This is a genomic window from Gordonia bronchialis DSM 43247 (assembly GCF_000024785.1).
GTDB classification, from domain to species: domain Bacteria; phylum Actinomycetota; class Actinomycetes; order Mycobacteriales; family Mycobacteriaceae; genus Gordonia; species Gordonia bronchialis.
Map to the genome: position 1 here is coordinate 594,831 of NC_013441.1, position 26,710 is coordinate 621,540.

Genomic DNA, 26,710 nt, shown 5'->3' on the forward strand with positions numbered 1-26,710 from the left:
TCACTTCCTGTAAATCCGCGCCAGCGCGTGACCGGCCTTGTAGACGCCAAAGCCGAGCACGCCGAGCGCGGCGAACCAGCCCGAGGCGATGGCCGCGCGCATCGGCCAGCCGTCCGCCGTCTCGAAGCCGCCCCAGACCCACCGCGACAGCGGGCCGATCCCGGTCACCTCGGCGGCGGGGACCACGAGGAACAGCAGCAGCGCGATCACCACCGCGTACGGGATCGCGGCCAGCGCCAGCTTGGTCAGCCCGGCCACCGCCAGCGAATCGTTCAACCGCGCCGCCCGGTCGCCTACCCGATCCAGACGATCGGTCGCCCGGTCGAGCGCGGCCGCCACCTCGTCCGCGTGCTGCACCGCGCGCTGTGACACCTCATCGCCAAGATTGGCCACGAGGTGTTTGCCGACCGCGGTGCTGTTCAACAACGGGTTGAGGTCGGCGATCCCCGCCTCAATCACCGATTTCACGGCCTCCGTCATCGCGTCCAACTGCGTCGGCGACAGCTCGGTCCCGGAGCGGGGTCGCTCGTTCAGCGCATTGATCCGCTCCTCCAGGCCCGCCACCCGATCGGTCAGCGTCTTCGTCGCGGCCTCGCGCGCCTCCACCGCCGACGTGAGCGACTTCAGCCCGGCCACCGCCTCGTTCTGCGCCGCGGCCAGCTCCTTCAGCAGCTCCGCCGAACCGCTCGATCTCGATCCCGTCGAGGTCGATGATGTCGTCGAGGTCATCCCGCTCCTCCTCCTTCGCTGATTCGTTGATGTCGATGCGGTCGATGCGGTCCACCCGCACTTCGCCCAGGTCGAGCGGCTCGACCGAGCGCACCCGCTCGGCCCTCTCGGTATCGAGCGCGACCGCGACCCGCCCGCGCCTGCCGGACCGGACCCGGACGGTGTCGTCCCCGGCGATCTCCACCCCGTGCTCGGCGGCCACCGCCACCAGGTCGTCGCGGTCGAGCGCGTCGGCGAGCGCCGCGTCCACGGCCTCTCGCGCCCGCCCCTCATACGTGCCGCCCGATTCCCGGACCCGCGCGGCGAAAGCATCGGCGTCGCGCTCCCACGGAGGCCGCCCGCCCGGGGTCAAATACACCGGCACCGGCCGTTCCGCCGGCGCCGGAGGCGCGGGCACCGGCGCTCGTTCGGGCACGTCGAGGGTCTCGCCCCGCCCGATCCGTTCGGCGTTGATCGCGCACTGCGCCTCGACCTCGGCCCGGGTGAAGTCGTTGCCCAAGCCGTCCCGGCCCTTTCGGCTGCGCGCCGACGCCTTGTGCTCCACACCGTCGTCGCTCACCCACGCATAGGAGACACCGCTCGCACCAGTCACACGGGTGTGTACTCCGTCGGCGGCCAACCGCGCGGTGTAGTCATCCCACGAGTCGGCCAGCGCCCGCGCCGCACGGAGCTTGACCCGCACCTCGTCGTGGTTGCTGTACCCACGGCCGTCGGGATCGGCCCGCTGGACCACGTCCCTCGTCGTCGCCCGGTCGCCGCGACCCTTGGCCGCGCTCCGGCACTCCTCGACATATCGAGCGTTGTCGTAGCCGAAGTGTTCGAGGATCTGCTCGTCGGTGCCACCAGGGCCGTGACGGATCTGGTGGATGTTTTTCTTCGCCCCGTCGATCGCGCGGCCGGCGGCATAGTGCCGTTCGTGCCGTTCGTGCGGCGTGCCATCCTTGTCGACCAGCTCCAGCACCGCTTCACGGCTGGAGACATTTGCGATGATGCAATGCGTATGCCATTTGCCCGGCTGCCAGACTCGCTCGCCGTCGACCTCGACCCATCTGCCGTTGTCGCGCTGGGTCACCAGCTTGGCCATGTGACCCGGGAACCGACGCCTCGCCAGCTCTCGGACCATCGTGTGCTGACGGTGCCCGGCCTGCGGGTCGCGCTGGTCGGCCTCCTCATGCGTCTGGCTGACGATCAGGTGATACGCCTCGTGCTTCAGTTTCTCCTTGCCGAACCGGCGGGCGTTCGCGCGGACTCGATCAACGAAGTGCTCCGGCGTGCAGTCGCCGATCGTCGAGACGAACTCATCACGTTGCGTCGGCTCCGGAGAATCCGCGTCCTTCGCCGCGATGCTGCCGGTATAGCGGTCGAGCGCTTCGAGGTTCCCGGCCGGAGAGATCTCGGTGATCGCCATCAGCGCGCCTCCACCAGGACGGCCAACTCTTGCCGGATGAATCGCAGCTGGGTCAAAATCTGCTCGCGCTGGACAACTATTTTCGAGACTTCCTCTCTCAACCCCACCGGAAGCTCGCGATACGTGTTTAAGAAATGCTGCATCTGGTTGTAGTTCCGGGCCACCCCGGCCTCCTGATGCGCCACCTCGGCGAGCCGATCGCCGATCGCCGACAGCTCCGCCGCCAGGTGATCCCGCAGCACCGGATCGACCTCGGCGACCTTGCGGCCGAGCCAGGCGTCGACCGCCAACTCGACCTCGTGCGAGATCGACCGACCGCCCGCCCGCTTCGCCAGACGGGCCCGCGTACCCGGCCGCGGACGGAACGCGATCGGCGCCTCTTTCCGCGCTCCGCGCGGCTTCGGCGACCTCTCCGCCGCGGCAGTGCCGACAGCGCCCGGCACGCCGGGATCGGGCGCTGTCGCGCCCTGCCCCTCTGTGCCGATCACCGTCGTCATCGCTTCGCTCCTGCCCTAGCAACTGCTGTTGCAGTTCCTACGACAGTAGCTCAGATCCTGCGATGCCGCAACGGGGATAGACCCCGGCAAGCATCCCCGTTGTAAACACTTCGGCCTTCGGCCTCGCGTTTCCACCCTCGCTGCGCTCGGGACCGGGGACTCGCCAAGGAGGGGCTGCGCCCCTCCCTGGACCCTCCCCAAAGAGCCTGTGGCGTCCGGTATCCCGACGTTGATCCCAACGGGGGCCTGGGGCGGTGCCGGGGCCGGCGGGCCACCACACAACGCATCGGCACCGGCCCCCGGTCCCACCTGCTCGGCGGGATCGTCGGACCGGTCGCTCGACCGGATGAGCCGGCCTCGACCACTCGCTCGCTCGCGGTCGTCGGCAGGCCACCGGCGGAGGGGACGAAACCCAGCGGCTGCGGATCTGCTGCCCCCACACCGACGCCCGCCACGGCCACCGGCACCGGTGCGCCGACCCGGCCAGCCGGGGTCGTGACGACGGCATCGGAATGGGTGTCGTGGGGAAGTGAAAGGGCCTGCGAGACGGCCGAATTGAGCCCCCGAACTTTTTCTGCGGGTATTTTCGGACGTCACTGTTGGCTACGTTGGCCTTCTGTGACGGCTTTTCATGGTCGACACTGTTGGCTACGTTCGCCTCTTGACAGCACTACTGTCCCTTGATGGTCGACAGCGTCGGCTATTGATAGCCAACACTGTTGGCTACGTTCGCCTCTCGTAGAGCCTGTTGACCATCAAGGGACAGTATTGTCGTCCCGATTCGCCTCCACTGCTGTCCTTGTTCGCCTCCACTGTCGACCACGTTCGCCTCTTCGGGGCGGTAGAGGCGAATTGGGACGGTAATGCTGGCTACGTTCGCCTCTCGTGTCGACCATCGACAGCCACCTATGTCGGCTACGTTCGCCTCTTGGCCATGAAGCGGCTCTTAGCAGCCAGCAGTGTTGGCTATCAATAGCCAACAATGCTGTCCACGTTCGCCTCTACCGAAGCCTGTCGACCATCAAACGGCTCTTGAAGGACGGCAATGTCGTCCATCTTCGCCTCCTCTGTCGGCTATGTTCGCCCTACAGACGACAGGAACCCCGTCCCAGATCGATCCGGGACGGGGCTTCTTGCTCGCGGGGAAACGCGTTACGCCACCGCGGCGAGCTTCCTGATCCTCTCGGGACGGAAGCCGGACCAGTGCTGGTCGCCCGCGACCACGACCGGCGCCTGGAGGTACCCCAGGGCCATCACGTAGTCGCGCGCGGCGTCGTCCTGACTGATGTCGACGACGTCGTACTCGAGGCGGGCCTTGTCGAGTGCCGCCTTGGTGGCCCTGCACGGGCCGCACGAGGGTCGGGTGTAAACGGTAATGCTCATGTCACTCTCCTGCGTCCGGTGCGTACGGATTGTTGATGAACGTGTAGCCGGGGGCGAACGGATTGCACCCGGGTTCGGCCGGTACGGGCGGCGTGGGCCGCTTCACCCGCTTGGGTTTCGACCTCGGCGTCGTGGGCTTGGCCGGCGGTGCGGGCGTCGGCCGCTCTCCCGTGGCCACCAGGCCGCCGACCACCGCCGGGCCCATCGATGCCTGATCGACCGGAGGGTCGACAGGGCCGTCGGTGTCGGCTAATGGATCGGCGAACCCTACGTTGACCACGTCGACGTCGTCGCGGCGCAACAGGCCGCGGTAGTTGGCCTTGAGCATGTCGCCGGGGATGGTGGCCCGGCGGGTCCGGTAGTTCTTGTCGCCGGGCTTGGTCGAGGTGTCGCCCCAGTTGACCAGGGAGTACTCGACGATCAGCGGCTCGGGGTCGACCATGCGCCGGGCCGGACGATGCTGGGCGGTGTGGTCGTCGCAGTACCACTGCGAGGTGGGATCGGCGTCGACGAGCTGGACCAGCTCGGAGATGAACTTGTTCTTGCCGATCGGCTTGGAGTTGGGCATGTAGCGGCCCATCCAGGCCACGTAGAACTCGTGCAGGAACGGGAACGGCAGCAGATCCCACTGGAAGAGCATCTGGTTCTCGTTCCAGAACGCGCGCACGGGGTCGTTGGACTCGCGGAACTGGTTGAGCGCGGCCTGCACGGCGGCGGGCTCGGGCAGCTCGTAGTAGTCCATGGTGAGCACCCGGCGGAGCACGTACTCGAGCACCTCGGGCCGGCGGAGGTAGTCGTCCTTGATGTATTTGCGCTCGGCGCCGGTGAAGCACTTCTCGAAGGGCACGAAGATCTGCCGGCGGTAGATCGACTCCGACTTGTCCTTGAAGACGGGCTCGTCGTTGAGGCACTGCACCATGAAGCCGAAGTGCTGGTGGGCGATCGGCGCCTTGTACTTGCGGTTGATGGTGATCACGTCGTTGGTGATCACCGCCTTGAAGTTGGCGGCCTTCTCCACGAAGGTGCCCACGTCGTTCTCGTCGACGAGGATGGCATTGGCCCTGGTCAGCGGCTCCAGCAGAAAGTCCTTGCCGAAGTCGGCCAGCGGGATGGAGGCGTAGTTGCCCACCCCGAGCATGTTGCGCATGAGCGACAACAGCGTGCCCTTGCCGTTGTTGCCCTTGCGCGAATAGAAGAACATGGCTTTGTTCCAGCTGTTGTAGGGCCGCGCGATGGCGCCGATGCCCTTCCACAGCAGGTCGACGACCTCGGGATCGTCGGACAGGCTGGCCATCCAGCTCTCGACGTCCCACTGGTCGCCGTCGGGGGTGTCGAAGACGGGGTTCTGCGCATCGGGGTTCCAGTCGACGTCGAGCTTGGCCAGGAAGACGTACTTCGGATCAAATTCGTGGAACACCGGCGAGCCGCCGTTGTAGTCGACCACGCCGTTGCGGCAAGCGATCAGGTCGCGGTCGCCGCCGCGGGTGACGGTGGGCGCGAAATCACCCATCGCGGCGAGCACGTCGGAGAACTCCTTGACCGACATGTTCGGCTGGTAACGGCGCGCGATCTTGCGCAGGTGGCCGACCTCGGAGCGGTAGGTGCCGAAGTGCTCGCTGGTGGGGTCGTCGTCGTAGGCGGCCAGGATGTTGAGGTCGGGATCGGTGTTGGAGGTCGAGGGCGTGATCGACACGACCGAGTAGAGAGCGCCCATCAGGCGGGCGACCTCGGCGAAACCGAGCTGCGTGAGCATGTTGCGCTTGGTACCGATCAGCGCCGGCGGATTGTCCTCAGAGCCCTTGATCAGGGCGTTCTCATACGCGATGCGGTCGTTGATGCGGCCGACGAGATCCTGGGCCACATCGCGGGTGCCCTGCTTGGCGCATTCGGCGCGCTGGGCGGGGGTGCCCTTGGTGCCGCCGGAGACCATGTGGCGCAGCGTCGGCAGGTTGTCGGGCGAGAGGTAATCATCGGTGACCGTGGCCGCGAGGATGGCGGTCGGGGTGGCATAGGGGATGCCGTCGCGGTTACGCCCGGGAGCGGTGCTGGCCGACCCCCGGAGGGACTCTTTGACATCCGCGACGCGCCGTAGCAGCGCTTCCTCGGGATCTGTCGGCCCGCCCGGAACAGCCTCGACGACGTCGTCGGGGAGGTCCGGAGCAGAAATTGAATCGAGATCAACGGCGTCGAAATCGACGCCGTTGCTTTCATTGTTATACACTGATCGTGACTTTCTGGTCAGAGCGCGTCAGGTCCGTCAAAAACGTGAAGCGCTTGGTTTTCGGAGACGCCGCCCCCTTCGGGCGGCGTTTCTGCTTTCTTATGCGGCCGGCGCGGCAGGCGAATCGGCCCCGGCTTCGGCCGGGACGGCCGCGCGCGGAATCCGATAGGTCGCACCCTTTGCGATCTGGTGGACGCCCGGGATGAGCCCAGCCCGAATCCGGTCGTAGACGGCCCATTTCGAGATCCGCATCAAGGCGGCGTATTCCGAAACTGTCAAGTATCCCGCCGTTTTCGCCATTGTCGCCCCGCTTCCATTCGTCGAATTCCTGACCCCAAATCTACCCACAGAAACACCCTTGTCCACGGCATCGCCGCAGGCAGTGGCCGATTCTGTCCTCGTCAGGGCATCGATTTCCGACCCGTCACAAAGAACTCGACTTTCACATTTACCCAGGTCGCAGAAAATGGGACTTTCTTCATATGAATTCACTTCAGGCCTCCGACGCGCGCGCAGAAACACCAGTGTGATCCTGGTCATAATCACGTCGGTGAGTAGCCCGGAGTCCGTCGCCGACCGCTCGCGCGACAACGCCGATCTGCGCATCGGTCAGCGGCGGTGCGGCGGCCACCAGCGCGGCGACGGCGGCATCCACCTCGCTCGGCACCGTTGGCGGGATCGAGGGTCGGCAGCGCCCGGCCATCCAGGCGGCCCAGTCGGCCTCGGTGACGCGCCACCCCGTGCTGACGAAGACGGCGGGTAGACGGCCGGACCTGATCGCGCGCAGCACTGTAGCCCTGCACGGCGCACCAGGCAGAGCTATGTAATGGGCGACGGGACGGTAGCCGGGGTCGGCGGTGATGGCGATGGATTCAAAAACGGCAGGCAAGGCCCACTCCTCGGAGTTGGGCACCCTGCACATTTCGCAGGGCCCCTGCCGGGGTAGATCCCTGCTAGCGCGGTTATGGCCCGCGCGGGCCTCGTCGTCAGTCGATCCCCCGGCATACGCAGCTGACGGCCTGCTGTGCCGGATCGGCGGGAATAAACGTTACAGCCGGGGGGAATCCCACCCCGCACCCGGCGTGGTGCATTGGTAAGTCGGCAACAACGATACCGCACCAGAACAACCGGCACCACCCAAAACACACCATTGCAGACCGGTATTCCGATCCGCGACAGACTGTCCTAAATGTCCGATTATCCGCCATGTACCGTTTTTGCACCGTCTTCGCGAATCAGTCCGCGGTGCACAATTCACGGCATCGTCGCAGGTCAGACAGGGTGTGTCCTGTTGTCCCGAAAGATGCCCCCATTTCAAAAAGTCCTACGCCTCCGACTGGCTCGAGGCGGATTCACGATGTTGGCCATAGAAGTTGTCGACGATGTCGCAATCCGCGGTGCAAATCGCCACCACAACCCTGTGACCTGCGGAAACGATGGAATTGCACCTGTACCGCGGATTTCCAAGATCCGGTACACGATGTCGCTAGGCGGCTGACCTGCGACGATGCTTAATTACTTGTACCTACTTTGAGCTTAGAAAAACGGTACACGAGAAAAAGCGGTACAGAAGGAGATGAGAGCGGCGGTTGAGGTGGCCGACACGGGAAGAGATGAGAGCGGCGGTTGAGGTGGCCGACACGGGAAGAGATGAGAGCGGCGGTTGAGGTGGCCGACACGGGAAGAGATGAGAGCGGCGGTTGAGGTGGCCGACACGGGAAGAGATGAGAGCGGCGGTTGAGGTGGCCGACACGGGAAGAGATGAGAGCGGCGGTTGAGGTGGCCGACACGGGAAGAGATGAGAGCGGCGGTTGAGGTGGCCGACACGGGAAGAGATGAGAGCGGCGGTTGAGGTGGCCGACACGGGAAGAGATGAGAGCGGCGGTTGAGGTGGCCGACACGGGAAGAGATGAGAGCGGCGGTTGAGGTGGCCGACACGGGAAGAGATGAGAGCGGCGGTTGAGGTGGCCGACACGGGAAGAGATGAGAGCGGCGGTTGAGGTGGCCGTCGTCTTACTCCACCGAATCGCCCTCGTCAGGATCTCCCTGCGTCCAATGGATCTGAGCGAGTACATCCGGCAGCGACTCCTCCGCCCGCTTCAAAACCGGATCATCGACGGACCATGCCCAGCCGCCCCGCGCTTTTAGTTCCGCCGCCGATGCCACCCACCCCGGCAGTGCCCCCGACTCCAAATTCGGCGCGCCCATGTCGATCTCGAAAGAATCGATCTTCGTCCGACCGCCCTCGGTGCTCGACAACCACGTCGCTCGTATCCCGTGCTCCCGCAACCAAGCCGTCCGCGTCGCCGAGTCCGATCTTTCCCACCACGCCCGCACGGTCTCACCGGTGCCCTCGTACCGCCACGACGGCGCTTCGACGGGCCGGACGCGCAACTCCTCCTGCCGTTCCGTCAGCGCTCGGATGCGGCCATCCAGCCGTTCACGCTGCGGCGTGCCGCGCCTGAACGCCCCCGTGCCGAGTTGGTCGGTGAGGTCGCCGAGCAGCTCGTCGACCTCAGCCAGCTCGCTGCGCGAATCGTTGCCGCTGAACCAGACTCGCGTCATCCGCTCCATCGAGCCCAGCCGCTCCAGGACGTGCGCCTCGACCTCGTGGTCGGCCCAGTCGAGCGGCACGCTCCTGTTGTCGCACGGACCGAGCGCCCCGGCCGCACCCGAACGGTCTTGGGCGAACGCGCAGCGATACCGCGGCTTGCGGCCCGGTCCGCCCGTGAGCCGGTATGCGGGTCTGCCACACTCGCCGCAAAACAGGACCTGTAAGAGCAATCCCGACGTCACCGTCGCGGTGCGATCGACCTCGCGCGACCGCAGCGCCGCGCCGAGACGGTCGAAAACCGCTCGGGTCAGGATCGGCTCGGCCCGCACCACCGGAGCCCCCGTCTCGTCGGTGACGACGAACTCAGGACCTAAGATCCGCTGTCCCTTGGCGTCACGCTGAATCTCCCCCTTCGCGTCGAGCACGGGGTCGCGGGTGACGATCTGACCCAACAGCGTTCGCGACAGCAAGCTCTCTTTCATCCTCTGGCTCGACCACGCGTAGCCCTTGACCTCCCGTCCCTTGACCTGGGCGAATCGGTCTTTTGGCGTCAGTACCCCGCGCTTGGTCAGGTCCGCGGCAATCGGCCGCAGCCGCTCGCCAGCCAGGACGCGCTCGGCGACCTCCTGGATGACCTCGACCTGCTGCGGATCTTGAACGAGCCGCCACACTTTGTCGTCGCCGCGCTCGGGCACGTACCCCCACGGCGGCACCCCGCCGCGCCACTTGCCCGACCTGATGTTGTGCGTCGACGCCGAGGCGTTACGGGCGCTGATCGCCGCCAGCTCCATCTCCGCCGTTTTGGCGACGAGCATCGCGATGATGTCACCGAACGGCGCGGTCAGGTCCAGAAACGCCTCGGTCGCGCTCACGATCGCGACGTCGCGCTCCTGTCCCCAACGGATCACGTCGGCGAGGTCAAGGAGCCGCCTGACAAGCCGGTCCATGCGATACATGACGATCACGTCGATCTCGTTGTGTCTGTTGGCCAGCCAAGGACCGAGCTGCGGCCGATCGAAAGGCGTTGTCGCACCGGCACTTACATCGAGGTCTTCGGCGACGCCTACAACCTCGTATCCGCGCTGATCGCACAACTCGCGACACGCCTCCAGTTGGCGCTCCGGCGATGTGGTCGCGTCGGTGACCCGCGACAGTCGGACGACGATCAGCGCCCTCGGCCTCGATTTCCCCATGTTGGATCATCCTACAAGGGCATGAATAACGACTTACTGAGTACGCGATCGGCACCATCGCGGCCGCGGCCTTCGGCGCCATCCTCTACACGGTCGTCACCGGCGACAACATTGTCAGCGCGCTCACCGGCATCATCGGTAAGGCGCTCAACACCTCGGTCGGGTGAGCTCGCCGGAGTGCATCTGGAAGCGGTTGCGCCGCATCGCCTCCGACGAGCGGGGGATGGTCACTGTGGAGGCGGCGTATGCGATCGCCGCAATCGTGGTGACCGTTCTCATCGCCGTCGGCGGGGTCAGCGCGATGATCGCGCAGATCCGCTGTACCGACGCCGCGCGTGAGGTGGCGCGGCTGACCGCGGCAGGTGACGGTGGTGCGCGCGACGCCGGGCAGCGGATGGTCGGCGACGATGTGACCATCGCGATTGCCGAAGAGCACGAACGGGTTTCGGTGGTCGTCAGCTCGCATGTGCTGTTCCTGCCCGGGCTGACGGTATCGGCGACGGCGGTGGCCGTGAAGGAGCCGCGGGGTGAGGACCAGGTGGACTTCGCACCGGGTGTGACGCCGTGAGGGCAACCGGATCGCTGGTCTCCGACGAGCGTGGCGTCGCAACGGTGTTGGGCGCCTTTGTGATTGCCGCACTCGCGGCCGTCACCGTGCTGGTGCTCTACATCGGTGCCGCGGTCGTGGCCAGGCATCGCGCGCAGTCGGCGGCGGATCTGTCGGCGCTGGCGGCGACCGTCGCCCACGCCGAGGCGCAGCAGGAGCCCTGCGTGGCGGCGCGGGAGCTGGCGTCGGCGCAGCGTCCGCCGGCACAGCTGACCGACTGCCGCATCGACGGCGACGACGTGATCGTGCGGACGACCATTCCGATCGACCTGGGTCTATTCGGGGTGCGGGCGGCGTCGGCGCAGGCCCGGGCGGGTCCGGTCGGATGAGATCACCGGTCAGTCCTCGGTGTCGTCGCCGCTGTCGACGACGATCTCCTTGGGATACACCCGCACCGATTTCAGTGGCGCGAACCAGATCTGGTGGAAGTGCACGGCGGTGTCGCCGCGGTAGGCGAGTTCGAAGATCTCCGCGGTGCCCGGCGTGGGAATCCACGGACGCACCGCCCGCACGAATGCCGACCAGTGGATGAGCTCACCCTCGGTGAGGAAGCCGCCGGCCGCGGCCCAGGTCTCCCCGGAGTGGTTGTCGGTCGCGGCGAGGTAGACCTCGCCGAGCGCGGGTGCGATCCGCGGCCCCACCAGCGCGCTCTGCAGATACCACTGGGCGGTGGTCACCACGCGGGTGAACCCGCCGGAACGGGCGGCGCACCACGCGTAGTGCACATCGAGGGCGTCGAGTGCCTCCGCCTCGGAGAAGAACACGTCGCTCTCACCGATGGAAGAGGGCAGGCTGTCGGTGTCCTCGATGGGCCGCGCCAGCAGGAAGTACACCTGCGACTGGCGGGTGATCAGGCGAGGCGCGTCGATCCCCCGGTTTGACGCATCGTCATACATGTGTCAAGTATTGCCGACCGAGCAACTCCAGGACGGCTACCGCACCGGATTTGTCGAGCGGCTCGTTCCCGTTCCCGCATTTCGGGCTCTGCACGCACGACGGGCACCCCGAATCGCACTCGCATCCGGCGACCGCGGCGCGGGTGGCCTCGATCCACGTCGCGAACGCGCCATACCCGCGGTCGGCGAAGCCGGCGCCACCGAGGTAGCCGTCGTAGACGAACACCGTCGGCAATCCGGTGTCGGGATGCAGATCGGTCGACAGGCCACCGATATCGGCGCGATCACAGGTAGCCACGAGCGGCAGCAACCCGATCGCGGCGTGTTCGGCCGCGTGCAACGATCCGGGCAGTCGGGTGGCGTCGATACCGGCGGACTCCAGCGACTCCGGGGTGAGGGTGTACATGACGGCCCGGGTATGCAGCGTCTGGCGTGGCATGTCGAGTTCGACGGCGTCGAGGACCTCGCCGGAGTAGAGCGTGCGCAGATAGCCGACGACCTGATGGGTCACATCCACCTCCACGAGTGCCACGGTCAGCGGGCCGTACACCTCGCTCTCGATGACGCGGATGATCGAGACGTCGGTGATGTCACGGGCCGATGTGGTCCAGTCGGGTTCCTCGGGATGCGCCAGGGCCAGCCCGTCGTCGAGGTCGAGCTCGTCGATCAGGTAGGTACGTCCCTGATGAATGTGCACCGCACCCGGATGGACGGTGCCGGGAGCGCGCCCGGAGTCGACGGTGCCCAGCAACTGGGAGGTGGTGGTGTCCACGATCAGTACCTGGCCACCGATGCCGCCGCGAATGTCGATGTCGGCGTGCGGTTCCACGCCCGGCGTCACATACCAGCCGGCCTTGCGTCGGCGCAGCAGACCGTCGGCCGCGAGTTCCGCGGCGACCTCGCTCGCGCCCCAGGCGTCGATCTCCTTGTCCGACAGTGGTATCTCGGCGGCCGCGCACAGTAGATGCGGACCCAGGACATACGGGTTGCCCGGGTCGAAGACGGTCGCCTCCACCGGTTTACCCAGCAGGGCGGCGGGATGGTGTACCAGGTACGTGTCGAGCGGATCGTCGCGCGCCACCAGCACCACCAGCGAATCGCCCGATTCCCGCTGGCGCCCGGCGCGGCCGGCCTGCTGCCAGAACGACGCGACCGTCCCCGGGTAGCCGCTGACGATCACCGCGTCCAAACCACTGATGTCGACACCCAATTCGAGTGCGTTGGTGGTCGCGACCCCCACCAGCGACCCGTCGTTGATCGCCTGCTCGAGCCGCCGTCGATCCTCGGCGAGATACCCGGCGCGGTAGGCGGCCACCCGGTCGACGAGTTGCGGGGCGCTTTCGGCCAGCAGCCGCGCAGCGCCGAGCGCGGTGAGTTCGACGCCGCGCCGGCTGCGCGCGAAACACAGTGTCCGGGCGCCCTCCACCACGAAATCGGCCAGCAGACGCGCGGATTCGGAGCCGGCGGAGCGTCGGACCGGGGCTCCGTTCTCCCCGGTCACCGCCGGCAGGAAGTCCGGTTCCCACAACGCGACGGTCCGTTCGCCGCGTGGGGATCCGTCCTGGGTCACCGCGACCGCGGGCTCGCCTATCAAGCGGCTCAACGACTCTGCCGGATCGGCCACCGTTGCGCTGGCCGCGATCACGGTGACCTCGGCACCCGCGGCCCGCGCGATCCGCAGCAGACGCCGCATCACCAGCGAGGTGTGGGCGCCGAAGACGCCACGGTAGTGGTGACATTCGTCGATCACGATGTAGCGCAGATGCCGAAAGAACTGGCGCCAGCGGGCATGCCCACTGAGGATGCCGATATGGAGCATGTCCGGATTGGTGAAGATCCATCGCGAGTGGGCGCGAGCCCATTGACGTATTTCCGGGTCGGTGTCTCCGTCGTACGCACATGGTTGCAAATGGGAATACTCTTCGCGACCGGCAATGAGAGCGGACACCGACCTGATCTGATCAGCACCCAATGCCTTTGTGGGGGAGAGGTATAGGGCGGTGGAATGTGGGTCGGTGAGCAACTCGGTGAGTATTGGCATCTGGTACGCCAACGATTTGCCAGATGCTGTACCGGTGCATATCACGACATGCTCGCCGCGTCGGGCAGCACACGCCGCACTCACCTGGTGTGTCCACGGCCGCTGGATCCCGTCGGCGCCGAAGGCGTCGATCAGCGCAGGCGGCAGCCATTCCGGCCAGTCGTCGAAAGACGGTGGGGCTGAGGGTATTACTTCGATGTGGGTGATCGGTGAACTCTCGGAGTCGCTGCCGGCGAGGCTGCGGCGCAGGAGCTCGGTGCCGTAGGTCGAGTTATGCATTGATGATGTGAATTTTCTACGTCGGCAGCACGTCCGAGTGCCGCCCACCGGGCGCCGATGTTACTTCGCGATGTCGTTTTGCTGAAATCTGCCAGGTTTTCGCTCTCGTTGGTTGGTGCGACTATCGCGGCGCGACCGAACATGATTGACTAGGTGCGGCCGCAAGCTTTCGCCCATCACCGAGGGGTGGTGTCCGCGGGATCGAGTTGCAGCCGTGGTACTGAGGTTAGTTTGGCGGATCAGTTCTGATCTTCGCGGGGCTCTTTGAGGTATGGCGGTCAGACCGGCCACGGCACGGTGACCATCGTGTCGCGACATGAGGATGTAAAGGATTGCAGTAATGGCACAGGGAACTGTGAAGTGGTTCAACGCGGAAAAGGGCTTCGGCTTCATCGCACCTGATGAGGGGTCCGACGACGTGTTCGTCCACTACTCCGAGATCCAGGGATCCGGTTTCCGCACTCTCGAAGAGAACCAGCGGGTCGAGTTCGAAGTTGGCCAGGGCACCAAGGGCCCGCAGGCCACCGGTGTTCGCGCCGTCTAGGACGCACCCGCACACTGCGTGACACGCAGCTTCACCCGCCCCCGGTCGTCTGGCCGGGGGTGGGTTCGTGTCTGGAGCGTTTGCGTCTCACCGAAGGGAGGGGCATGGGTAATGTCGATCACGTGGGCCAGTTGTCGTTCTACTCGGCGGAAACCGAGCAGCCCGCATACGACGACCTCGCGGGACTGCTGGCCGCGCACGGGCAATCGGCGCGCTCCGATTCCGGTACGCGGGTCTCGATCGTCGTGCCCGCACGGTGGCGCGCCGAGCACATCGTCGAAGAGATGACCGCCGCCGGCCTCACCGCCGAGTCCGCCACCTCCGACGAGGGCACCCCGCTGGCGCGGACCGCGGCCTGTCCCGAACTCGACGCCCTGCACCGCGCCTGGACGTCGGGAGCGGTCAAGGCCGTGCCGGCCGGGTGGACCCCGACCCCACGGGTCCTGCGGCTGTGGGTACTGGCCGCCGGCCGCCCCGAAGGCGACCGGTACCTGCTCGGACTCGACCCGTATGCCCCCGACACCCACAGCCCGCTTGCCACCGCATTGATGCGGGTGGGTATCGCACCCACACTGGTCGGAGCGCGCAGCGGACACCCACCCGCCCTGCGCGTCGCGGGCCGTCGTCGGCTGACCCGCCTCGTCGAGTACATCGGCGACCCGCCCTCGGCGGCCGCGACCGCCGACTGGCCGACGGCGATGTGATCGCCGGTCACCGACAGAATGGGGATTTGGTCCCACCGGAGGGCGCTGACCAGCGACGAATGCGGGTCGACGACGCGTTCTCGGTCACACCCGGGGGTGCCGGGCGGAATTCAGATGTGCAAATGACGCTATACATAAGGTACAAACCAGTCGAACAGGCTTGCTCGATGCACATCCTGCCGAAGCAGGCACGAGACCACGCTCGTTCACACTCCGAGTTCAACGCGAAGGATCGCCGGTGGCCGATACCAGCACCGCAACCCCCACGAATGGGCGCACGCTCCGACGACTCGTGATCGTCGAGTCCCCGACCAAGGCCCGCAAGATCGCCGGCTACCTCGGGTCGAACTACGTCGTGGAGTCGTCTCGCGGACACATCCGTGACCTGCCGCGCGGCGCCGCCGATGTGCCGGCCAAGTACAAGGGCCAGCCGTGGGCGCGTCTCGGCGTGAACGTCGACGAGAACTTCGAGCCGCTCTATGTGGTCTCGCCGGACAAGAAGTCCACGGTCACCGAGCTGAAGTCGCTGATGCGGGACGTCGACGAGCTCTACCTCGCCACCGACGGTGACCGCGAGGGTGAGGCGATCGCCTGGCATCTGCTTGAGACGCTCAAGCCCAAGATCCCGGTCAAGCGGATGGTGTTCCACGAGATCACCGAACCCGCCATCCGCGCCGCCGCCGAGAACCCCCGCGACCTCGACATCGACCTCGTCGACGCCCAGGAGACCCGCCGCATCCTCGACCGCCTATACGGCTACGAGGTGTCGCCGGTGCTGTGGAAGAAGGTCATGCCGAAGCTGTCGGCGGGCCGCGTGCAGTCGGTGGCCACCCGCATCATCGTCGAGCGCGAACGTGAGCGGATGGCGTTCGTGTCCGCCGAGTACTGGGACATCGACGCCAACATGGATGCGGGCAAGGACGCCAGCCCGCAGACCTTCAACGCGCGGTTGGTGGGCGTCGACGACGCCCGGGTCGCGACCGGACGCGACTTCGACTCGCGGGGTGCGCTCAAGCGTGCCGACGGTGTGGTGGTGCTCGACGAGACACGTGCCCGGGCACTGGCCGACGCCCTCGACGGCGCCGACATCACCGTCAGCTCGGTGGAGGAGAAGCCCTACACCCGTCGCCCGTACGCGCCGTTCATGACCTCGACGCTGCAGCAGGAGGCCGGCCGCAAGCTGCGGTTCTCCTCCGACCGCACTATGCGCATCGCGCAGCGCCTGTACGAGAACGGTTTCATCACCTACATGCGTACCGACTCGACGACGCTGAGCGAGTCGGCGATCAACGCGGCACGCGCGCAGGCACGAGAGCTGTACGGCGACAACTACGTTCACCCGACCCCGCGCCAGCACACCCGCAAGGTGAAGAACGCGCAGGAGGCACACGAGGCGATCCGCCCGGCCGGCGAGTCGTTCCGGACGCCCGGTCAGGTGGCGGGGCAGCTCGAAGCCGACGAGTTCCGTCTCTACGAGCTGATCTGGCAGCGCACCGTCGCCTCCCAGATGGCTGACGCCAAGGGCACCACCCTGAGCCTGCGGATGACCGGCACCGCGTCCACCGGCGAGACCTGTGTGTTCGCCGCGTCGGGCCGTACCATCACCTTCCCCGGCTTCCTGTCGGCCTACGTGGAGACCGTCGACGATCTCGCCGGTGGTCAGGCCGACGACGCCGAGAACCGTCTGCCGCAGCTGCGCGAGGGGCAGGCGCTGCGGGCCACCGAGCTCTCGGCCGACGGGCACTCCACCAACCCGCCCGCCCGGTTCACCGAGGCGTCGCTGGTCAAGGTGCTCGAAGAACTCGGCATCGGCCGGCCGTCGACGTACGCGTCGATCATCGGGACCATCCAGGACCGCGGTTACGTCGTCAAGAAGGGCAACGCCCTGGTGCCGTCGTGGATCGCGTTCGCGGTCGTCGGGCTGCTCGAGGCGTACTTCCAGGGCCTGGTGGACTACGACTTCACCGCATCCCTCGAGGACGACCTCGACGAGATCGCCAGCGGCCGCGAGAACCGGACACGCTGGCTGACCGAGTTCTACTTCGGCGACGCGGCACCCAACGCGGAGCACGACGCTGAAATAGCCGGTTCGGAGATCGCCAAGCACGGTGGCCTGAAGAAGCTCGTGGGCGTCAATCTCGAGGAGATCGACGCCCGCGAGGTCAACTCCATCCGGCTCTTCGACGACGAGCAGGGCCGGCCGGTGTACGTGCGTGTCGGACGGTTCGGCCCGTACCTGGAACGCAATCTGTCTGCCGCCTCAGCAGCCTCGCCGGACGCCGAGCCGGATCTGCAGCGAGCCAACCTGCCCGCCGACATCACCCCGGACGAACTGACCCTCGCCCTCGCCGAAAAGCTGTTCTCGACGCCGCAGGAGGGACGCTCGCTGGGCGTCGACCCGGTGACCGGGCACGAGATCGTCGCCAAGGAGGGCCGCTTCGGTCCGTACGTCACCGAGATCCTGCCGTCGGACGACGACGATGACGATGGCAACAGCCCCGCAACCGTGCCGGCCGGTCCGACGCCGCGCGATGGTGGTGGCACGGGTGGTCAGGGCTCCGACGCCGAGGTGGTCCCGCTGGACACGCCGTCGGGTGGCGGAACGGCCACCAAGACCGCGGCCAAGGCTGCCGCCAAGAAGACCACCGCGAAGAAGGCGGCCAAGAAGGCAGGGCCGAAGCCGCGGACCGGTTCGCTGTTCAAGACGATGGACATCTCCACCGTCACCCTCGACGACGCACTGAAGTTGCTGTCGCTGCCCCGCGTCGTCGGCGTCGACCCGGAGTCGGGTGACGAGATCACCGCACAGAACGGCCGGTACGGTCCGTATCTGAAGAAGGGGACCGACTCGCGGTCGCTGACCAGCGAGGAGCAGCTCTTCTCGATCACCCTCGACGAGGCGCTGAAGATCTATTCCGAGCCCAAACGCCGCGGTCGTCAGGCCGCTGCGCCGCCGCTGCGCGACCTGGGCAAGGAGGATTCGGTGAGCGGGAAGCCGATGGTGATCAAGGACGGCCGCTTCGGCCCGTACGTCACCGACGGCGAGACCAACGCCAGCCTGCGCAAGGGCGACGAGGTGGCCACCATCACCCCTGAGCGGGCGATGGAGCTGCTCGCCGATCGCCGGGCCCGCGGTCCGGCCACCAAGCGCGCCAAGAAGGCCCCGGCCAAGAAGGCGACGGCTGCGAAGAAGACTGCCGCGAAGAAGACTGCTGCCAAGAAGACCGCCGCGAAGAAGACGACAGCGAAGAAGACGACAGCGAAGAAGACGACAGCGAAGAAGACCGCCGCGAAGAAGACCACCGCGAAGAAGACCACCGACACCGGCGAGTAGTGCGTCGATCGTCGGATACCGGCGAATTGAGGCATTCGAATTCCGTCGTCGGCTGAGACACACTCGACGACGTGGCGAGCGTCGACGTCCCGTTGACCCTGCACACCGCGTTGACGTCGTGGCGTGCCGATCCGACGACGCTGGTGCTCGCGATACTGGCGGCTGGGACCTACTGGTTGAGCTGGCGTCGCTCGTCGCTTCCGCGCTCTCGCGGCTGGTGGTGTTCGGCGCCGCGTGTGTGGTGTGGCTGATCAGCGGATGCGGCTTCGTCGGCGTCTACGGCGACACGCTGTTCTGGGTGCGGGCACTGCAGTTCGTGATGATCCTGTTCCTCGCGCCGCTGCTGCTGGCGCTCGCGATGCCGGTGACCGCGCTGCGCGACGCGAGTTCACCGCGGTGGCGTGCGCGCGGCCGACGGATGATGGCGAGTCGCGTGGCCCGGATGCTCGCCCATCCGGCCACGACGTCGGCGGCGATGCTTGTCATGCCGTGGCTGATCTACCTCACCGCCTGGTATCCAGCCCTGCTGGCCGATCGGGTGGTCGACGACGTCACCCGAATCCTGTTGTTGCTCATCGGTTGTGGCTACTTCTACGTACGCCTGCAGCTCGATCCGGTGCCCCATCGGCGTCCGCAGTCGGTGTCGTTGCTCATCAGTCTCGTCGAGACGCTCGGCGACGGAGTGCTCGGTGTGGTGATCTGGCAGGGCGCGATCCTGGCACCCGACCACTACTCCGCGTTGCACCGCACGTGGGGTCCGTCGATCCGGACCGATCAGACCATCGGGGCCGGGGTGTTCTGGATTCTCGGGGACCTCGTCGGGTTGCCGTTCCTGATGCTGGTGCTCGGCCGGTTCCGTGCCGATGAGCGGGTTCGCGAGATCGAGGTCGACGCGGTCCTCGACGGGACGGTCCCTGGCAGGACGGTCCTATACGGCGAGCCGCCGGACGCGCCGACGTCGGATTCCGGTCTGTGGTGGGAACACGATCCCGCCTTCCGGAACCGCCGTTAGCCCCCGTCAGCGCAGCCTCGGACGGGCCGTCAGGCCTGGCGATACGGTGCCATCAGCGGCCGCGCGAGCAGTGTCTCGATGCCGCGGCCCCGTAGTTCCACGCCTTCGCCGATCTCCCAGTGCTCGGCCTCCTCGCGCGACGCGAGGAACACCGCGCGGGCCGAGCCGAGCACCCGGGTCGGCTCGTCCTTGGCGAGTTCGGTGAGTCGCGCGGCCTCGTTGACCGGATCGCCGATCACGGTGTACTCGAGTCGCTGCTCGGCCCCGATGTGCCCGGCGATCGCCTTGCCCGCGGACACCCCGATCCCGATGTCGGTGTCGCCGAGGGTCTCGTACAGTTCGGCGCGCAGTTCGCGGGCCGATGCCAGGGCCCGGCCGGCGAAGTCCTCGAGATCGAGCGGCGCCCCGAAGATGGCCAGCGCCGCGTCGCCCTGGAATTTGTTGACGAACCCGCCATGGCGTCCGACCACCTCGACCACCACGCGGAAGAACTCGTTGAGCAGTTCGACGATCTCGCGGGGCGGCCGGTTGACGGCCAGCCGGGTCGATCCGACGATGTCGACGAACAGCACCCCCACGTAGCGTTCCTCGCCGCCGAGTTCGGTGCCGGTCTCGATGGCCTTGCGGGCCACGTCCTCGCCCACGTACCGGCCGAACAGGTTGCGCAGCTGCTGGCGTTCGCGCAGGTCGGACACCATGTCGTTGAACCCGGCTTGCAGCAGGCCCAGGTCGCTGCCGTCGTAGATCTTGACCGCGACGTCGAGGTTGCCCGCGCTGACCTGGCTCTGCGCACGCCGAAGCTGCTTGATGGGGTCGTTGATGGCCGACACCACCCGCACGATCGCGAGGAGGCTGAACGCGAGCGCCGACAACGCCATCCACAGGATGGGGCGCTCGAGGCCGGTGGCGTCGGCTTCGATGAACCCGAGTCGGTGCAACACGATGAGGCCGACGATCACCATCATCGGCGCCACCGCGCTGATCACCCAGAAGGTGGTGATGCGGGTGGTGACGCTCGGGGCGATGGCGTTGTCGGGATCGTTGGCCATCGCCGCGACGGTGATCGGGCGCAGCACCTTCTCGGCCTGCATGTAACTGAGGGCACAGGTGACGAGCGCACCGATGACGCTCGCGATCGCCACGATGAAGGCGTTCTTGTTCGACACGGTCAGGTTGACCAGCGTGAACAGCACCCCACCGATCATCCACAGCGCGGCGTTGACCGCCGACAGCAACATCGGCAGGGCCAGCGCGCGGCGTCGGGCCGACTCGTTGTCCAGGCGCGTACGTCGTCGATGCCAGATCAGGACCGGCAACGAGAGCTGGATACTGAGGAACCCGCCGACCAGCATCGCGATGATCAGATAGAACGCGAAGATCACCTGGTTGAGCGCGGTGATCTCGTCGAGACTGATGGAATCCTGTAGCGGCATCCCGAACCGCAGGAACGCGAACGTGAACAGCGCACCGACGAGATTCGCCCGCAACATGTCGAGGGCGAGAATCGGCCACGGCGTATGCACCAGCCATCGGGCGAGATGCACGCCCTTTGACCACCGAGACCGTTGCTGTATCACGCCAACCACGGTAGCTGGCTGCTTGCAATTGTTAAACAACACCGATGTGGCTCGATCGGCGTCGAATCGCCGCAATCGGGCACATCGCCCTGTTCAGCGCGGTGCTTCGTCGAGCGGGCCGGGTGGGAGGGTGTGACAAACTTGGCGTGCGAGCGGTCGCTTCCGGGGGGTTGTGGAGTCATCGCGTCCGGTCAGGGACATGTCCGTGCAGCCGATTACGCTGTGGCGTGTGACAAGTGTCTTCGATCGGCTGACGGGTCAGACGGCCATCGCCGACGATCTGCGATCGGCCGCCCGGGCCGCCCGCGGCCTCGCCAATCGCCTCGACGAGGGTGACGTCGGGGCGGAGAGCATGTTCGCCGACACCGCAGAGCAGGCCGACGACGTCTGCGACGCGGCCTCACGCGCCTCGATGACGCACTCCTGGCTGTTCACCGGGCCACCCGGCAGCGGTCGGTCGGTGGCGGCCACCTGTTTCGCGGCCGCGCTGCAATGCCAGGCCGACGACCCGGCCGACATCGGCTGCGGGCAGTGCCGGGCCTGCGTCACCGTGATGGCCGGCACCCACGCCGACGTGCGCAGCATCGCCCCCGACGGTCTGACATTGTCGGTGAAGTCGATGCGCGAGATCGTGCAGACGGCGTCTCGACGGCCGGGCACCGGACGCTGGCAGATCGTCATCGTCGAAGACGCCGACCGTCTGACCGAGCAGGCGGCCAACGCGCTGCTGAAGGTTGTGGAGGAGCCGCCGTCGCGGACCGTGTTCCTGCTGTGCGCACCGTCGGTGGACCCCGACGACATCTCGGTCACGCTGCGGTCGCGTTGCCGGCATGTCGCGCTGACGAGCCCGTCGGTGGCCGACATCGAGCGGGTGCTGGTCGACCGCGACGGCATCGATCCGGCCCAGGCCGCGTGGGCCGCGTCGGTCTGTGGCGGTCACATCGGTCGCGCTCGGCGCCTGGCCACCGACGCCGACGCGCGCGAACAACGCGAGATGGCACTGCGGCTGGCCCGCGCGGCGACCGTCGACTCGACCGCCTACAAAGCCGCCGAGGAACTCGTCCGCACCGCCGAGGCCGCGTCCAAGGCGATCGCCGCCGAACTCAACGAGCCCGAACTCGAGGAGATGAAGACCGCGCTCGGCGCCGGCGGCACCGGTAAGGGCACCGCCCGCGCGCCCCGCGGCAGTGCCGGTGCGATCAAGGAACTCGAGAAGCGGCAGAAGTCGCGGGAGACCCGCGTCGGCCGGGACGTCCTCGACCGCGCGCTCGTCGACCTCGCCGCCCTGTTCCGTGATGCGCTGGTGGTGGGTGTCGGGGCGCAGGTGACACCGATGCACCCGGACAAGGCCGACGACGTCGTCATCCCGATGGCCGGCTTCGCCCGCCCCGAGCAACTCCTGCAATGCGTCGAGGCCGTGCTGGCCTGTCGTGAGGCTCTCGACGTGAACGTCAAACCCAAGTTCGCGGTGGACGCGATGGTCGCGAGTATCGGACTTGCCATGCGGCGCAACGCTTCTGCTTGAGATGGTCCGATCTGTTTTGACACGGCTCGGGCTCGCTACGCTCGGCCGTGCCGGCTAAACCGGGCTCAACCGGGAGTGGAGGCCCTATTGCTGGTTGAGCCGCCCACCCCCTGTGCTGGTTGAGCCGAGACAGACGAGCTTGCGAGTCTGCCTCGTGTCGAAACCACCAGTGAGACAACGACGTCCGCAACCGCCGACACTCACGAACCCGGAACAGCAACCTCCAGCAGATCCCGTGCCGGCCCGCGCAGCGTAACGTGCGGCGTCCACACCGCACGCAGTGGCCGGATCATGCGCAGACCCTGCACCGATACCCAAACCAAGCGCCCGGCGGCGATGTCGTCGGCCACCGACAACTGCGAAAGAACCGTCGCCACAGGCGAACTGAGAACAGAAGCACGGATCGCGGTGACCGACCGCAGCTCGATGACCGGGTCGGCGGCGCGCAGCCCGAGATCGGCCAGTGCGGCTTCGAAGGTGACTCGGGTACCCGAGCCCGGTTCGCGTTGGATCAGGGGCGTCGCGGCGAGTTCGTCGACACTCACCCCATCCGACGATGCCCACGGATGGTCGGGTGCACACACCACCAGGAGTTCATCCATGGCCACCGTCGTTGAATCGAGTTCCCTTGTCGGTCCGGGTATCTCGATGAAACCCAGATGTGCGTCGGCGGCCCGCACCGCGTCGAGCACCTCCGTCGAATTCATCGGTCGAACCGAGATCTTGGCGTCCGTGCGGGAGGCCAAGGTAATGATCCACGACGGAACCAGGTATTCGGCAACGGTTTTCGACGCGGCGACGATCAGCGTCGCCTGTCGGGCGGCGACGAGCGAGTCGACGCCCGCGGTGAACTCGGCGGCGCGGTCGACGAGGGCCGTGGCCCATTCGAGCACGATCACACCGTTGGTGGTGGCCTCCACACCGGAGGGGGACCGCAGGAACAGTTCCACGCCGAGTTCGTGTTCGATGCTGCGGACGCGAGCGCTGACGGCCTGCTGGCTGAGGCCGAGTTCGCGCGCGGCGGCACCCATGCTGCCGAGCCGGCCGACGGTCACGAGCACTTCGAGTGCGGCGAGGTCGGGAAGACGGCGCGCGACCATGCTGAACACCGTAGCCGCTGAGCCGACACATCTATAGTGGGGACGGCAGACACCGACGGCAGGGAGCGAGCGATGTCGGACTTCATCAAGAAGGTCAAGGACGAGGCCAAGGCGGTGTCCGCGGCCATCGACCAGGAACTGACCGTGCTCGAGGGCGTCGACGGCTACGACCCGCTCCGTGGCGACGATGAGTCCCCGACCGATGCAGCCGCACCGACCGACGCGTCCACCGAAGACGCCGAACCGAGCAGCGCCGATCCCACCGATGCGGGGCGCGGCGACAAGTCCTGAGCGTCGTCTGCTGTTCACCTGAATCAGCGCAATAGGCTTGTCGGTGCGCGTTAGGGTCGACGTCGGGGGAGGACCGGTCCGACATCCTCCGAGAAGTAGGTGAGTGACATGTCCGAATAGACCTTCAGCGCGGCCGTGGTGACCGAATTCGGTGCGCCCCTGAGCATCAACGAGCTCCCACTTCCCACGCCGGGCCCCGGTCAGGCCCTCGTCAAACTCGATACCTCGGGTGTGTGCCACACCGATCTGCATGCGGCACATGGTGATTGGCCAGTCAAGCCGTCGCCGCCCTTTGTGCCCGGGCACGAGGGCTACGGCACGGTCGTCGAGGTGGGGCCCGGTGTCACCGAGATCGCCGTCGGCGACAAAGTGGGCAACGCGTGGTTGTGGTCGGCGTGCGGGCACTGCGAATACTGCCGCACCGGCTGGGAGACGCTGTGCGAGCGGCAGAGCAACGGTGGCTACTCGGTCAACGGGTCCTTCGGGACCTACATGCTCGTCGACGAGCGCTTCGCCGCCCGCATCCCCGAGGCCTGCGATCCGGTGGAGGTGGCACCCATTCTGTGCGCCGGCGTCACCGTCTACAAGGGACTCAAGGTGGCCGACACCAAACCCGGTCAGTGGATGGTGATCTCGGGCATCGGCGGGCTCGGGCACGTCGCCGTGCAGTATGCCAAGGCGATGGGCATGCGGGTGGCGGCCGTCGACATCGACGACAAACTCGACCTCGCCCGCGAACTCGGCGCCGAGGTGACGGTCAACGCGGCCACCACCAGCGACGTCGCGGCGGCCATCCAGGAGCAGACCGGCGGCGCGCACGGCGTCCTCGTCACCGCGGTGCATCCGCAGGCGTTCGGTCAGGCGATCGGCATGGCCCGACGCGGCGGCACCATCGTCTTCGTCGGACTGCCGCCCGGCGACTTCCCGGCTCCCATCTTCGACGTCGTGCTCAAGGGTCTGACGATCCGCGGCTCGATCGTCGGGACCCGGCAGGACATGGTCGAGGCCCTCGACTTCTACGCCCGCGGTCTCATCAAACCGACTGTGGCCACCACTCGCCTCGAGGACATCAAACGACGTCTTCCGGCAGATGGAGGAGGGCAAGATCGAGGGACGGATCGTCATCGACTATCGGTGAGTGCGCGCTCTCCTCGCGGGGAGAGAAATGAAGACTACCGGTGGCCGGCCTCGGTCGGGGTGTCCGGAAGTTTTCGGGGGCGGCTATGGTCGGCGCGTGGGTGAGATTCCTGAGCGGAGGTCTTCGCTGCGCCTGGTCGGGGCGTGGGTGTGGTGGTTGAGTCAGTGCCTGTTTCTGACTGTTATCCAGTTTGTTCCCGGGTCCAGTGTTGTTCCCGACTATCCCGAGGTTCCACGGCGGGACTGCTCTGATCTTCGTCGGGCGCGCCAGAAGCGTGATGCCGAGGTTGCTCGTTCGCGGGCTGCTCGGCGCCGTTGGGCCGCGAAGTTGCCTCGCTGACCCAGGCTGACGCGACGATGACCCGTACCCGGTGCGGGGTCGTGTGGTCTGCGCGTGAGTCCGGCTTCGAGGCGGCAAGTCCACTGTCTAGACCGGGCCTCTGGCGAACCATGCGTTCCCCTACGGCCTCGGATGGGGACCCGGGGTGCGCTTGACACGTCGGGGGTCGCGCGGGCGTATCCGTGCCCTGAAACGAATGAAGGTCGGGAGACGCGGAATGAAAACCGCCATCTACAGGGCCTTTCTGAGCCGCCCAGGGGAATCGAACCCCTGACCTATTCATTACGAGTGAATTGCTCTACCGACTGAGCTAGGGCGGCGTGCTGCACAAGGCAGCGCCCACGAGTGTAGCGAGGACGCGGCGCGGAACAAAAATCAGGCCGGGTAGTCGTGGCCGCAGGGGACGGCCACCCGGTGAGCCGGGTCGAGGGCGTTGCGGACCAGCGCGGCGACGGTCGGGGAGTAGGCCATGCCGACGTGCCCGATCTTCGACGACGGGCAGACGTCCTGGATCAGGGTGTTGGTGACGTTGGGGCCGGGCGGCATCAGCGTGATCGGATACGGCGTGGAGATCTCGTCGAAGCGGGTGGCGAGGTTGATGTACCGGATGTTGGGGTGGGTGGGGCCCCAGTAGTTTTGACCGGGCTCGCGTGCGGCGGGCAGACGGTCGGTGATCGAGCCGATCCGCGAATGCCCACGATTGGGCGACGAGAGGCCGATGATCGTGTCGATCTGGGCCGCCCGCCCGGGCAGTTGCGAGACGAGTTGCGCGATGGCGCCGCCTTGGGAATGCCCCACGAAATCGACCTGGCGCGCACCCGTCCGGCGCAACACCTCGCCGAGGAAGTCGGCGACCTGCCGAGCCGAGCGATCCTTGTTGCCCAGCCCGCCGATGTTCCCGCTCCAACTCGTCTGGCCGTAGGTGAAGCTGAAGACGCAATAGCCCGCGTTGGCCAGAGTCGGCGCGAGGTAGCCCCAGTTCGCGTTCTGGTTCAGCGACGTGCCGTGCAGCAGGATCACCGGGTCACGGCCGAACCGATCGCGACAAGTGAAGCGGTTCGACCCGGCAGGTGCGGTGGTGGCCGGTGCGCTGAAACCGGCGGCGATGGAACGCTCGACCGACGTCGTGACCGGATACGGTGCGGCCTGGGCGGGACCGGCCGTGACGACGCCGCCGATGAGCGCGACGAGGGACGCGACGACGGCTACGAGAGTGCTGCGTGGCATGGCGTCATTGTGCCCGGAGGATGCTCGGCGGCGGGGTGGTTCTGTGCCTGCGGGCGATCCGGGTTCTGTTGGTGTCGGCGCTGGGCGCTGACATTGTTGTCCTGCGGGTGG

Annotated in this window: 20 protein-coding genes, 1 tRNA gene and 3 pseudogenes; 10 read left to right on the plus strand and 14 right to left on the minus strand. The window is 66.9% G+C overall.

Annotated features, from left to right (window positions below):
* The 8 genes from GBRO_RS26205 to GBRO_RS02785 form a co-directional block, all read right to left on the minus strand.
* Positions 1 to 480, minus strand: a complete 480-nt coding sequence (locus GBRO_RS26205; RefSeq protein WP_012832478.1) for a hypothetical protein — start codon at positions 478 to 480, stop codon at positions 1 to 3.
* Positions 452 to 2,137 (minus strand): hypothetical protein, encoded by a 1,686-nt coding sequence (locus tag GBRO_RS02755; protein WP_012832479.1) that lies wholly within the window; start codon positions 2,135 to 2,137, stop codon positions 452 to 454. The genes GBRO_RS26205 and GBRO_RS02755 overlap by 29 nt, the downstream gene beginning before the upstream one ends.
* Positions 2,137 to 2,634 (minus strand): hypothetical protein, encoded by a 498-nt coding sequence (locus GBRO_RS24575; RefSeq protein ID WP_012832480.1) that lies wholly within the window; start codon positions 2,632 to 2,634, stop codon positions 2,137 to 2,139. The genes GBRO_RS02755 and GBRO_RS24575 overlap by 1 nt, the downstream gene beginning before the upstream one ends.
* A gap of 1,152 nt (positions 2,635 to 3,786) precedes the next feature.
* Positions 3,787 to 4,017, minus strand: a complete 231-nt coding sequence (locus GBRO_RS02765) for a glutaredoxin family protein (RefSeq protein ID WP_012832481.1) — start codon at positions 4,015 to 4,017, stop codon at positions 3,787 to 3,789.
* A 1-nt stretch (position 4,018) separates the two neighbouring features.
* A complete protein-coding gene (locus GBRO_RS02770; RefSeq protein ID WP_012832482.1) occupies positions 4,019 to 6,238 on the minus strand; it encodes a DNA primase family protein in 2,220 nt (739 codons plus the stop codon).
* 99 nt (positions 6,239 to 6,337) lie between these two features.
* Complete coding sequence (locus tag GBRO_RS27455) at positions 6,338 to 6,844, minus strand: helix-turn-helix domain-containing protein (RefSeq protein WP_324608858.1); 507 nt, start codon at positions 6,842 to 6,844, stop codon at positions 6,338 to 6,340.
* Entirely contained in the window at positions 6,732 to 7,127 is a 396-nt protein-coding gene (locus tag GBRO_RS02780) for a helix-turn-helix domain-containing protein (protein ID WP_147290620.1), read from the minus strand. The genes GBRO_RS27455 and GBRO_RS02780 overlap by 113 nt, the downstream gene beginning before the upstream one ends.
* 1,124 nt (positions 7,128 to 8,251) lie before the next feature.
* The gene (locus GBRO_RS02785; protein ID WP_012832485.1) at positions 8,252 to 9,985 is read right to left on the minus strand and encodes a recombinase family protein; all 1,734 of its coding nucleotides are present in this window, start codon (positions 9,983 to 9,985) and stop codon (positions 8,252 to 8,254) included.
* 38 nt (positions 9,986 to 10,023) lie between these two features.
* Here GBRO_RS02785 and GBRO_RS25070 point away from each other — a divergent pair.
* From GBRO_RS25070 to GBRO_RS02795, 3 genes and pseudogenes are all read left to right on the plus strand, one after another.
* Positions 10,024 to 10,152, plus strand: a pseudogene (locus GBRO_RS25070) (DUF4244 domain-containing protein); the annotation flags it as partial.
* A 56-nt stretch (positions 10,153 to 10,208) separates the two neighbouring features.
* Complete coding sequence (locus tag GBRO_RS02790; protein ID WP_012832486.1) at positions 10,209 to 10,553, plus strand: TadE family type IV pilus minor pilin; 345 nt, start codon at positions 10,209 to 10,211, stop codon at positions 10,551 to 10,553.
* Entirely contained in the window at positions 10,550 to 10,921 is a 372-nt protein-coding gene (locus GBRO_RS02795) for an Rv3654c family TadE-like protein (RefSeq protein ID WP_012832487.1), read from the plus strand. Before GBRO_RS02790 ends, GBRO_RS02795 begins: the two co-directional genes overlap by 4 nt.
* Before the next feature lie 9 nt (positions 10,922 to 10,930).
* Here GBRO_RS02795 and GBRO_RS02800 read toward each other — a convergent pair whose 3' ends face one another.
* The gene (locus GBRO_RS02800) at positions 10,931 to 11,488 is read right to left on the minus strand and encodes a hypothetical protein (protein WP_012832488.1); all 558 of its coding nucleotides are present in this window, start codon (positions 11,486 to 11,488) and stop codon (positions 10,931 to 10,933) included.
* Entirely contained in the window at positions 11,481 to 13,808 is a 2,328-nt protein-coding gene (locus tag GBRO_RS02805; RefSeq protein ID WP_012832489.1) for a DEAD/DEAH box helicase, read from the minus strand. The genes GBRO_RS02800 and GBRO_RS02805 overlap by 8 nt, the downstream gene beginning before the upstream one ends.
* 340 nt (positions 13,809 to 14,148) lie before the next feature.
* Here GBRO_RS02805 and GBRO_RS02810 point away from each other — a divergent pair, with 340 nt between their 5' ends.
* From GBRO_RS02810 to GBRO_RS02825, 4 genes and pseudogenes are all read left to right on the plus strand, one after another.
* Positions 14,149 to 14,352, plus strand: a complete 204-nt coding sequence (locus GBRO_RS02810; protein ID WP_004022110.1) for a cold-shock protein — start codon at positions 14,149 to 14,151, stop codon at positions 14,350 to 14,352.
* A gap of 122 nt (positions 14,353 to 14,474) precedes the next feature.
* The gene (locus tag GBRO_RS02815) at positions 14,475 to 15,056 is read left to right on the plus strand and encodes a hypothetical protein (RefSeq protein WP_041919693.1); all 582 of its coding nucleotides are present in this window, start codon (positions 14,475 to 14,477) and stop codon (positions 15,054 to 15,056) included.
* Positions 15,057 to 15,294: 238 nt separating this feature from the next.
* Positions 15,295 to 18,390, plus strand: coding sequence for a type I DNA topoisomerase (topA, locus tag GBRO_RS02820; protein ID WP_012832491.1), 3,096 nt, complete (start codon positions 15,295 to 15,297; stop codon positions 18,388 to 18,390).
* A gap of 71 nt (positions 18,391 to 18,461) precedes the next feature.
* Positions 18,462 to 19,402: pseudogene (locus GBRO_RS02825) on the plus strand (cytochrome c oxidase assembly protein).
* A gap of 29 nt (positions 19,403 to 19,431) precedes the next feature.
* Here GBRO_RS02825 and GBRO_RS02830 read toward each other — a convergent pair.
* Positions 19,432 to 20,892, minus strand: coding sequence for an adenylate/guanylate cyclase domain-containing protein (locus GBRO_RS02830; protein ID WP_223375481.1), 1,461 nt, complete (start codon positions 20,890 to 20,892; stop codon positions 19,432 to 19,434).
* Positions 20,893 to 21,208: 316 nt separating this feature from the next.
* Here GBRO_RS02830 and GBRO_RS02835 point away from each other — a divergent pair, with 316 nt between their 5' ends.
* On the plus strand, positions 21,209 to 22,504 hold the full coding sequence (locus GBRO_RS02835; protein ID WP_012832493.1) for a DNA polymerase III subunit delta': 1,296 nt from the start codon (positions 21,209 to 21,211) through the stop codon (positions 22,502 to 22,504).
* Between the two features lie 200 nt (positions 22,505 to 22,704).
* On the opposite strand, the gene GBRO_RS02840 is transcribed toward GBRO_RS02835, so the two are convergent.
* Positions 22,705 to 23,604, minus strand: a complete 900-nt coding sequence (locus tag GBRO_RS02840) for a LysR family transcriptional regulator (RefSeq protein ID WP_012832494.1) — start codon at positions 23,602 to 23,604, stop codon at positions 22,705 to 22,707.
* A gap of 72 nt (positions 23,605 to 23,676) precedes the next feature.
* Between GBRO_RS02840 and GBRO_RS02845 the strand changes: the two genes are divergently transcribed.
* Entirely contained in the window at positions 23,677 to 23,895 is a 219-nt protein-coding gene (locus GBRO_RS02845; RefSeq protein ID WP_012832495.1) for a hypothetical protein, read from the plus strand.
* Positions 23,896 to 24,030: 135 nt separating this feature from the next.
* Positions 24,031 to 25,033, plus strand: a pseudogene (gene adhP / locus GBRO_RS02850) (alcohol dehydrogenase AdhP).
* Positions 25,034 to 25,619: 586 nt separating this feature from the next.
* On the opposite strand, the gene GBRO_RS02855 reads toward adhP, so the two are convergent.
* Both GBRO_RS02855 and GBRO_RS02860 read right to left on the minus strand, forming a co-directional pair.
* Positions 25,620 to 25,692, minus strand: a tRNA-Thr gene (locus tag GBRO_RS02855).
* 55 nt (positions 25,693 to 25,747) lie between these two features.
* A complete protein-coding gene (locus GBRO_RS02860; protein ID WP_012832497.1) occupies positions 25,748 to 26,599 on the minus strand; it encodes an esterase/lipase family protein in 852 nt (283 codons plus the stop codon).
* Positions 26,600 to 26,710 lie beyond the last annotated feature (111 nt).

What these genes read in the sequence shown, in the direction of transcription:
- GBRO_RS26205 (WP_012832478.1), bottom strand. Translation starts at nt 480, where the DNA reads ATGACGGAGGCCGTGAAATCGGTGATTGAGGCGGGGATCGCCGACCTC.
- GBRO_RS02755 (WP_012832479.1), bottom strand. Translation starts at nt 2,137, where the DNA reads ATGGCGATCACCGAGATCTCTCCGGCCGGGAACCTCGAAGCGCTCGAC.
- GBRO_RS24575 (WP_012832480.1), bottom strand. Translation starts at nt 2,634, where the DNA reads ATGACGACGGTGATCGGCACAGAGGGGCAGGGCGCGACAGCGCCCGAT.
- GBRO_RS02765 (WP_012832481.1), bottom strand. Translation starts at nt 4,017, where the DNA reads ATGAGCATTACCGTTTACACCCGACCCTCGTGCGGCCCGTGCAGGGCC.
- GBRO_RS27455 (WP_324608858.1), bottom strand. Translation starts at nt 6,844, where the DNA reads ATGCGCAGATCGGCGTTGTCGCGCGAGCGGTCGGCGACGGACTCCGGG.
- GBRO_RS02785 (WP_012832485.1), bottom strand. Translation starts at nt 9,985, where the DNA reads ATGGGGAAATCGAGGCCGAGGGCGCTGATCGTCGTCCGACTGTCGCGG.
- GBRO_RS02790 (WP_012832486.1), top strand. Translation starts at nt 10,209, where the DNA reads ATGGTCACTGTGGAGGCGGCGTATGCGATCGCCGCAATCGTGGTGACC.
- GBRO_RS02800 (WP_012832488.1), bottom strand. Translation starts at nt 11,488, where the DNA reads ATGTATGACGATGCGTCAAACCGGGGGATCGACGCGCCTCGCCTGATC.
- GBRO_RS02805 (WP_012832489.1), bottom strand. Translation starts at nt 13,808, where the DNA reads ATGCATAACTCGACCTACGGCACCGAGCTCCTGCGCCGCAGCCTCGCC.
- GBRO_RS02810 (WP_004022110.1), top strand. Translation starts at nt 14,149, where the DNA reads ATGGCACAGGGAACTGTGAAGTGGTTCAACGCGGAAAAGGGCTTCGGC.
- GBRO_RS02830 (WP_223375481.1), bottom strand. Translation starts at nt 20,892, where the DNA reads ATGTTGCGGGCGAATCTCGTCGGTGCGCTGTTCACGTTCGCGTTCCTG.
- GBRO_RS02840 (WP_012832494.1), bottom strand. Translation starts at nt 23,604, where the DNA reads ATGGTCGCGCGCCGTCTTCCCGACCTCGCCGCACTCGAAGTGCTCGTG.
- GBRO_RS02845 (WP_012832495.1), top strand. Translation starts at nt 23,677, where the DNA reads ATGTCGGACTTCATCAAGAAGGTCAAGGACGAGGCCAAGGCGGTGTCC.
- GBRO_RS02860 (WP_012832497.1), bottom strand. Translation starts at nt 26,599, where the DNA reads ATGCCACGCAGCACTCTCGTAGCCGTCGTCGCGTCCCTCGTCGCGCTC.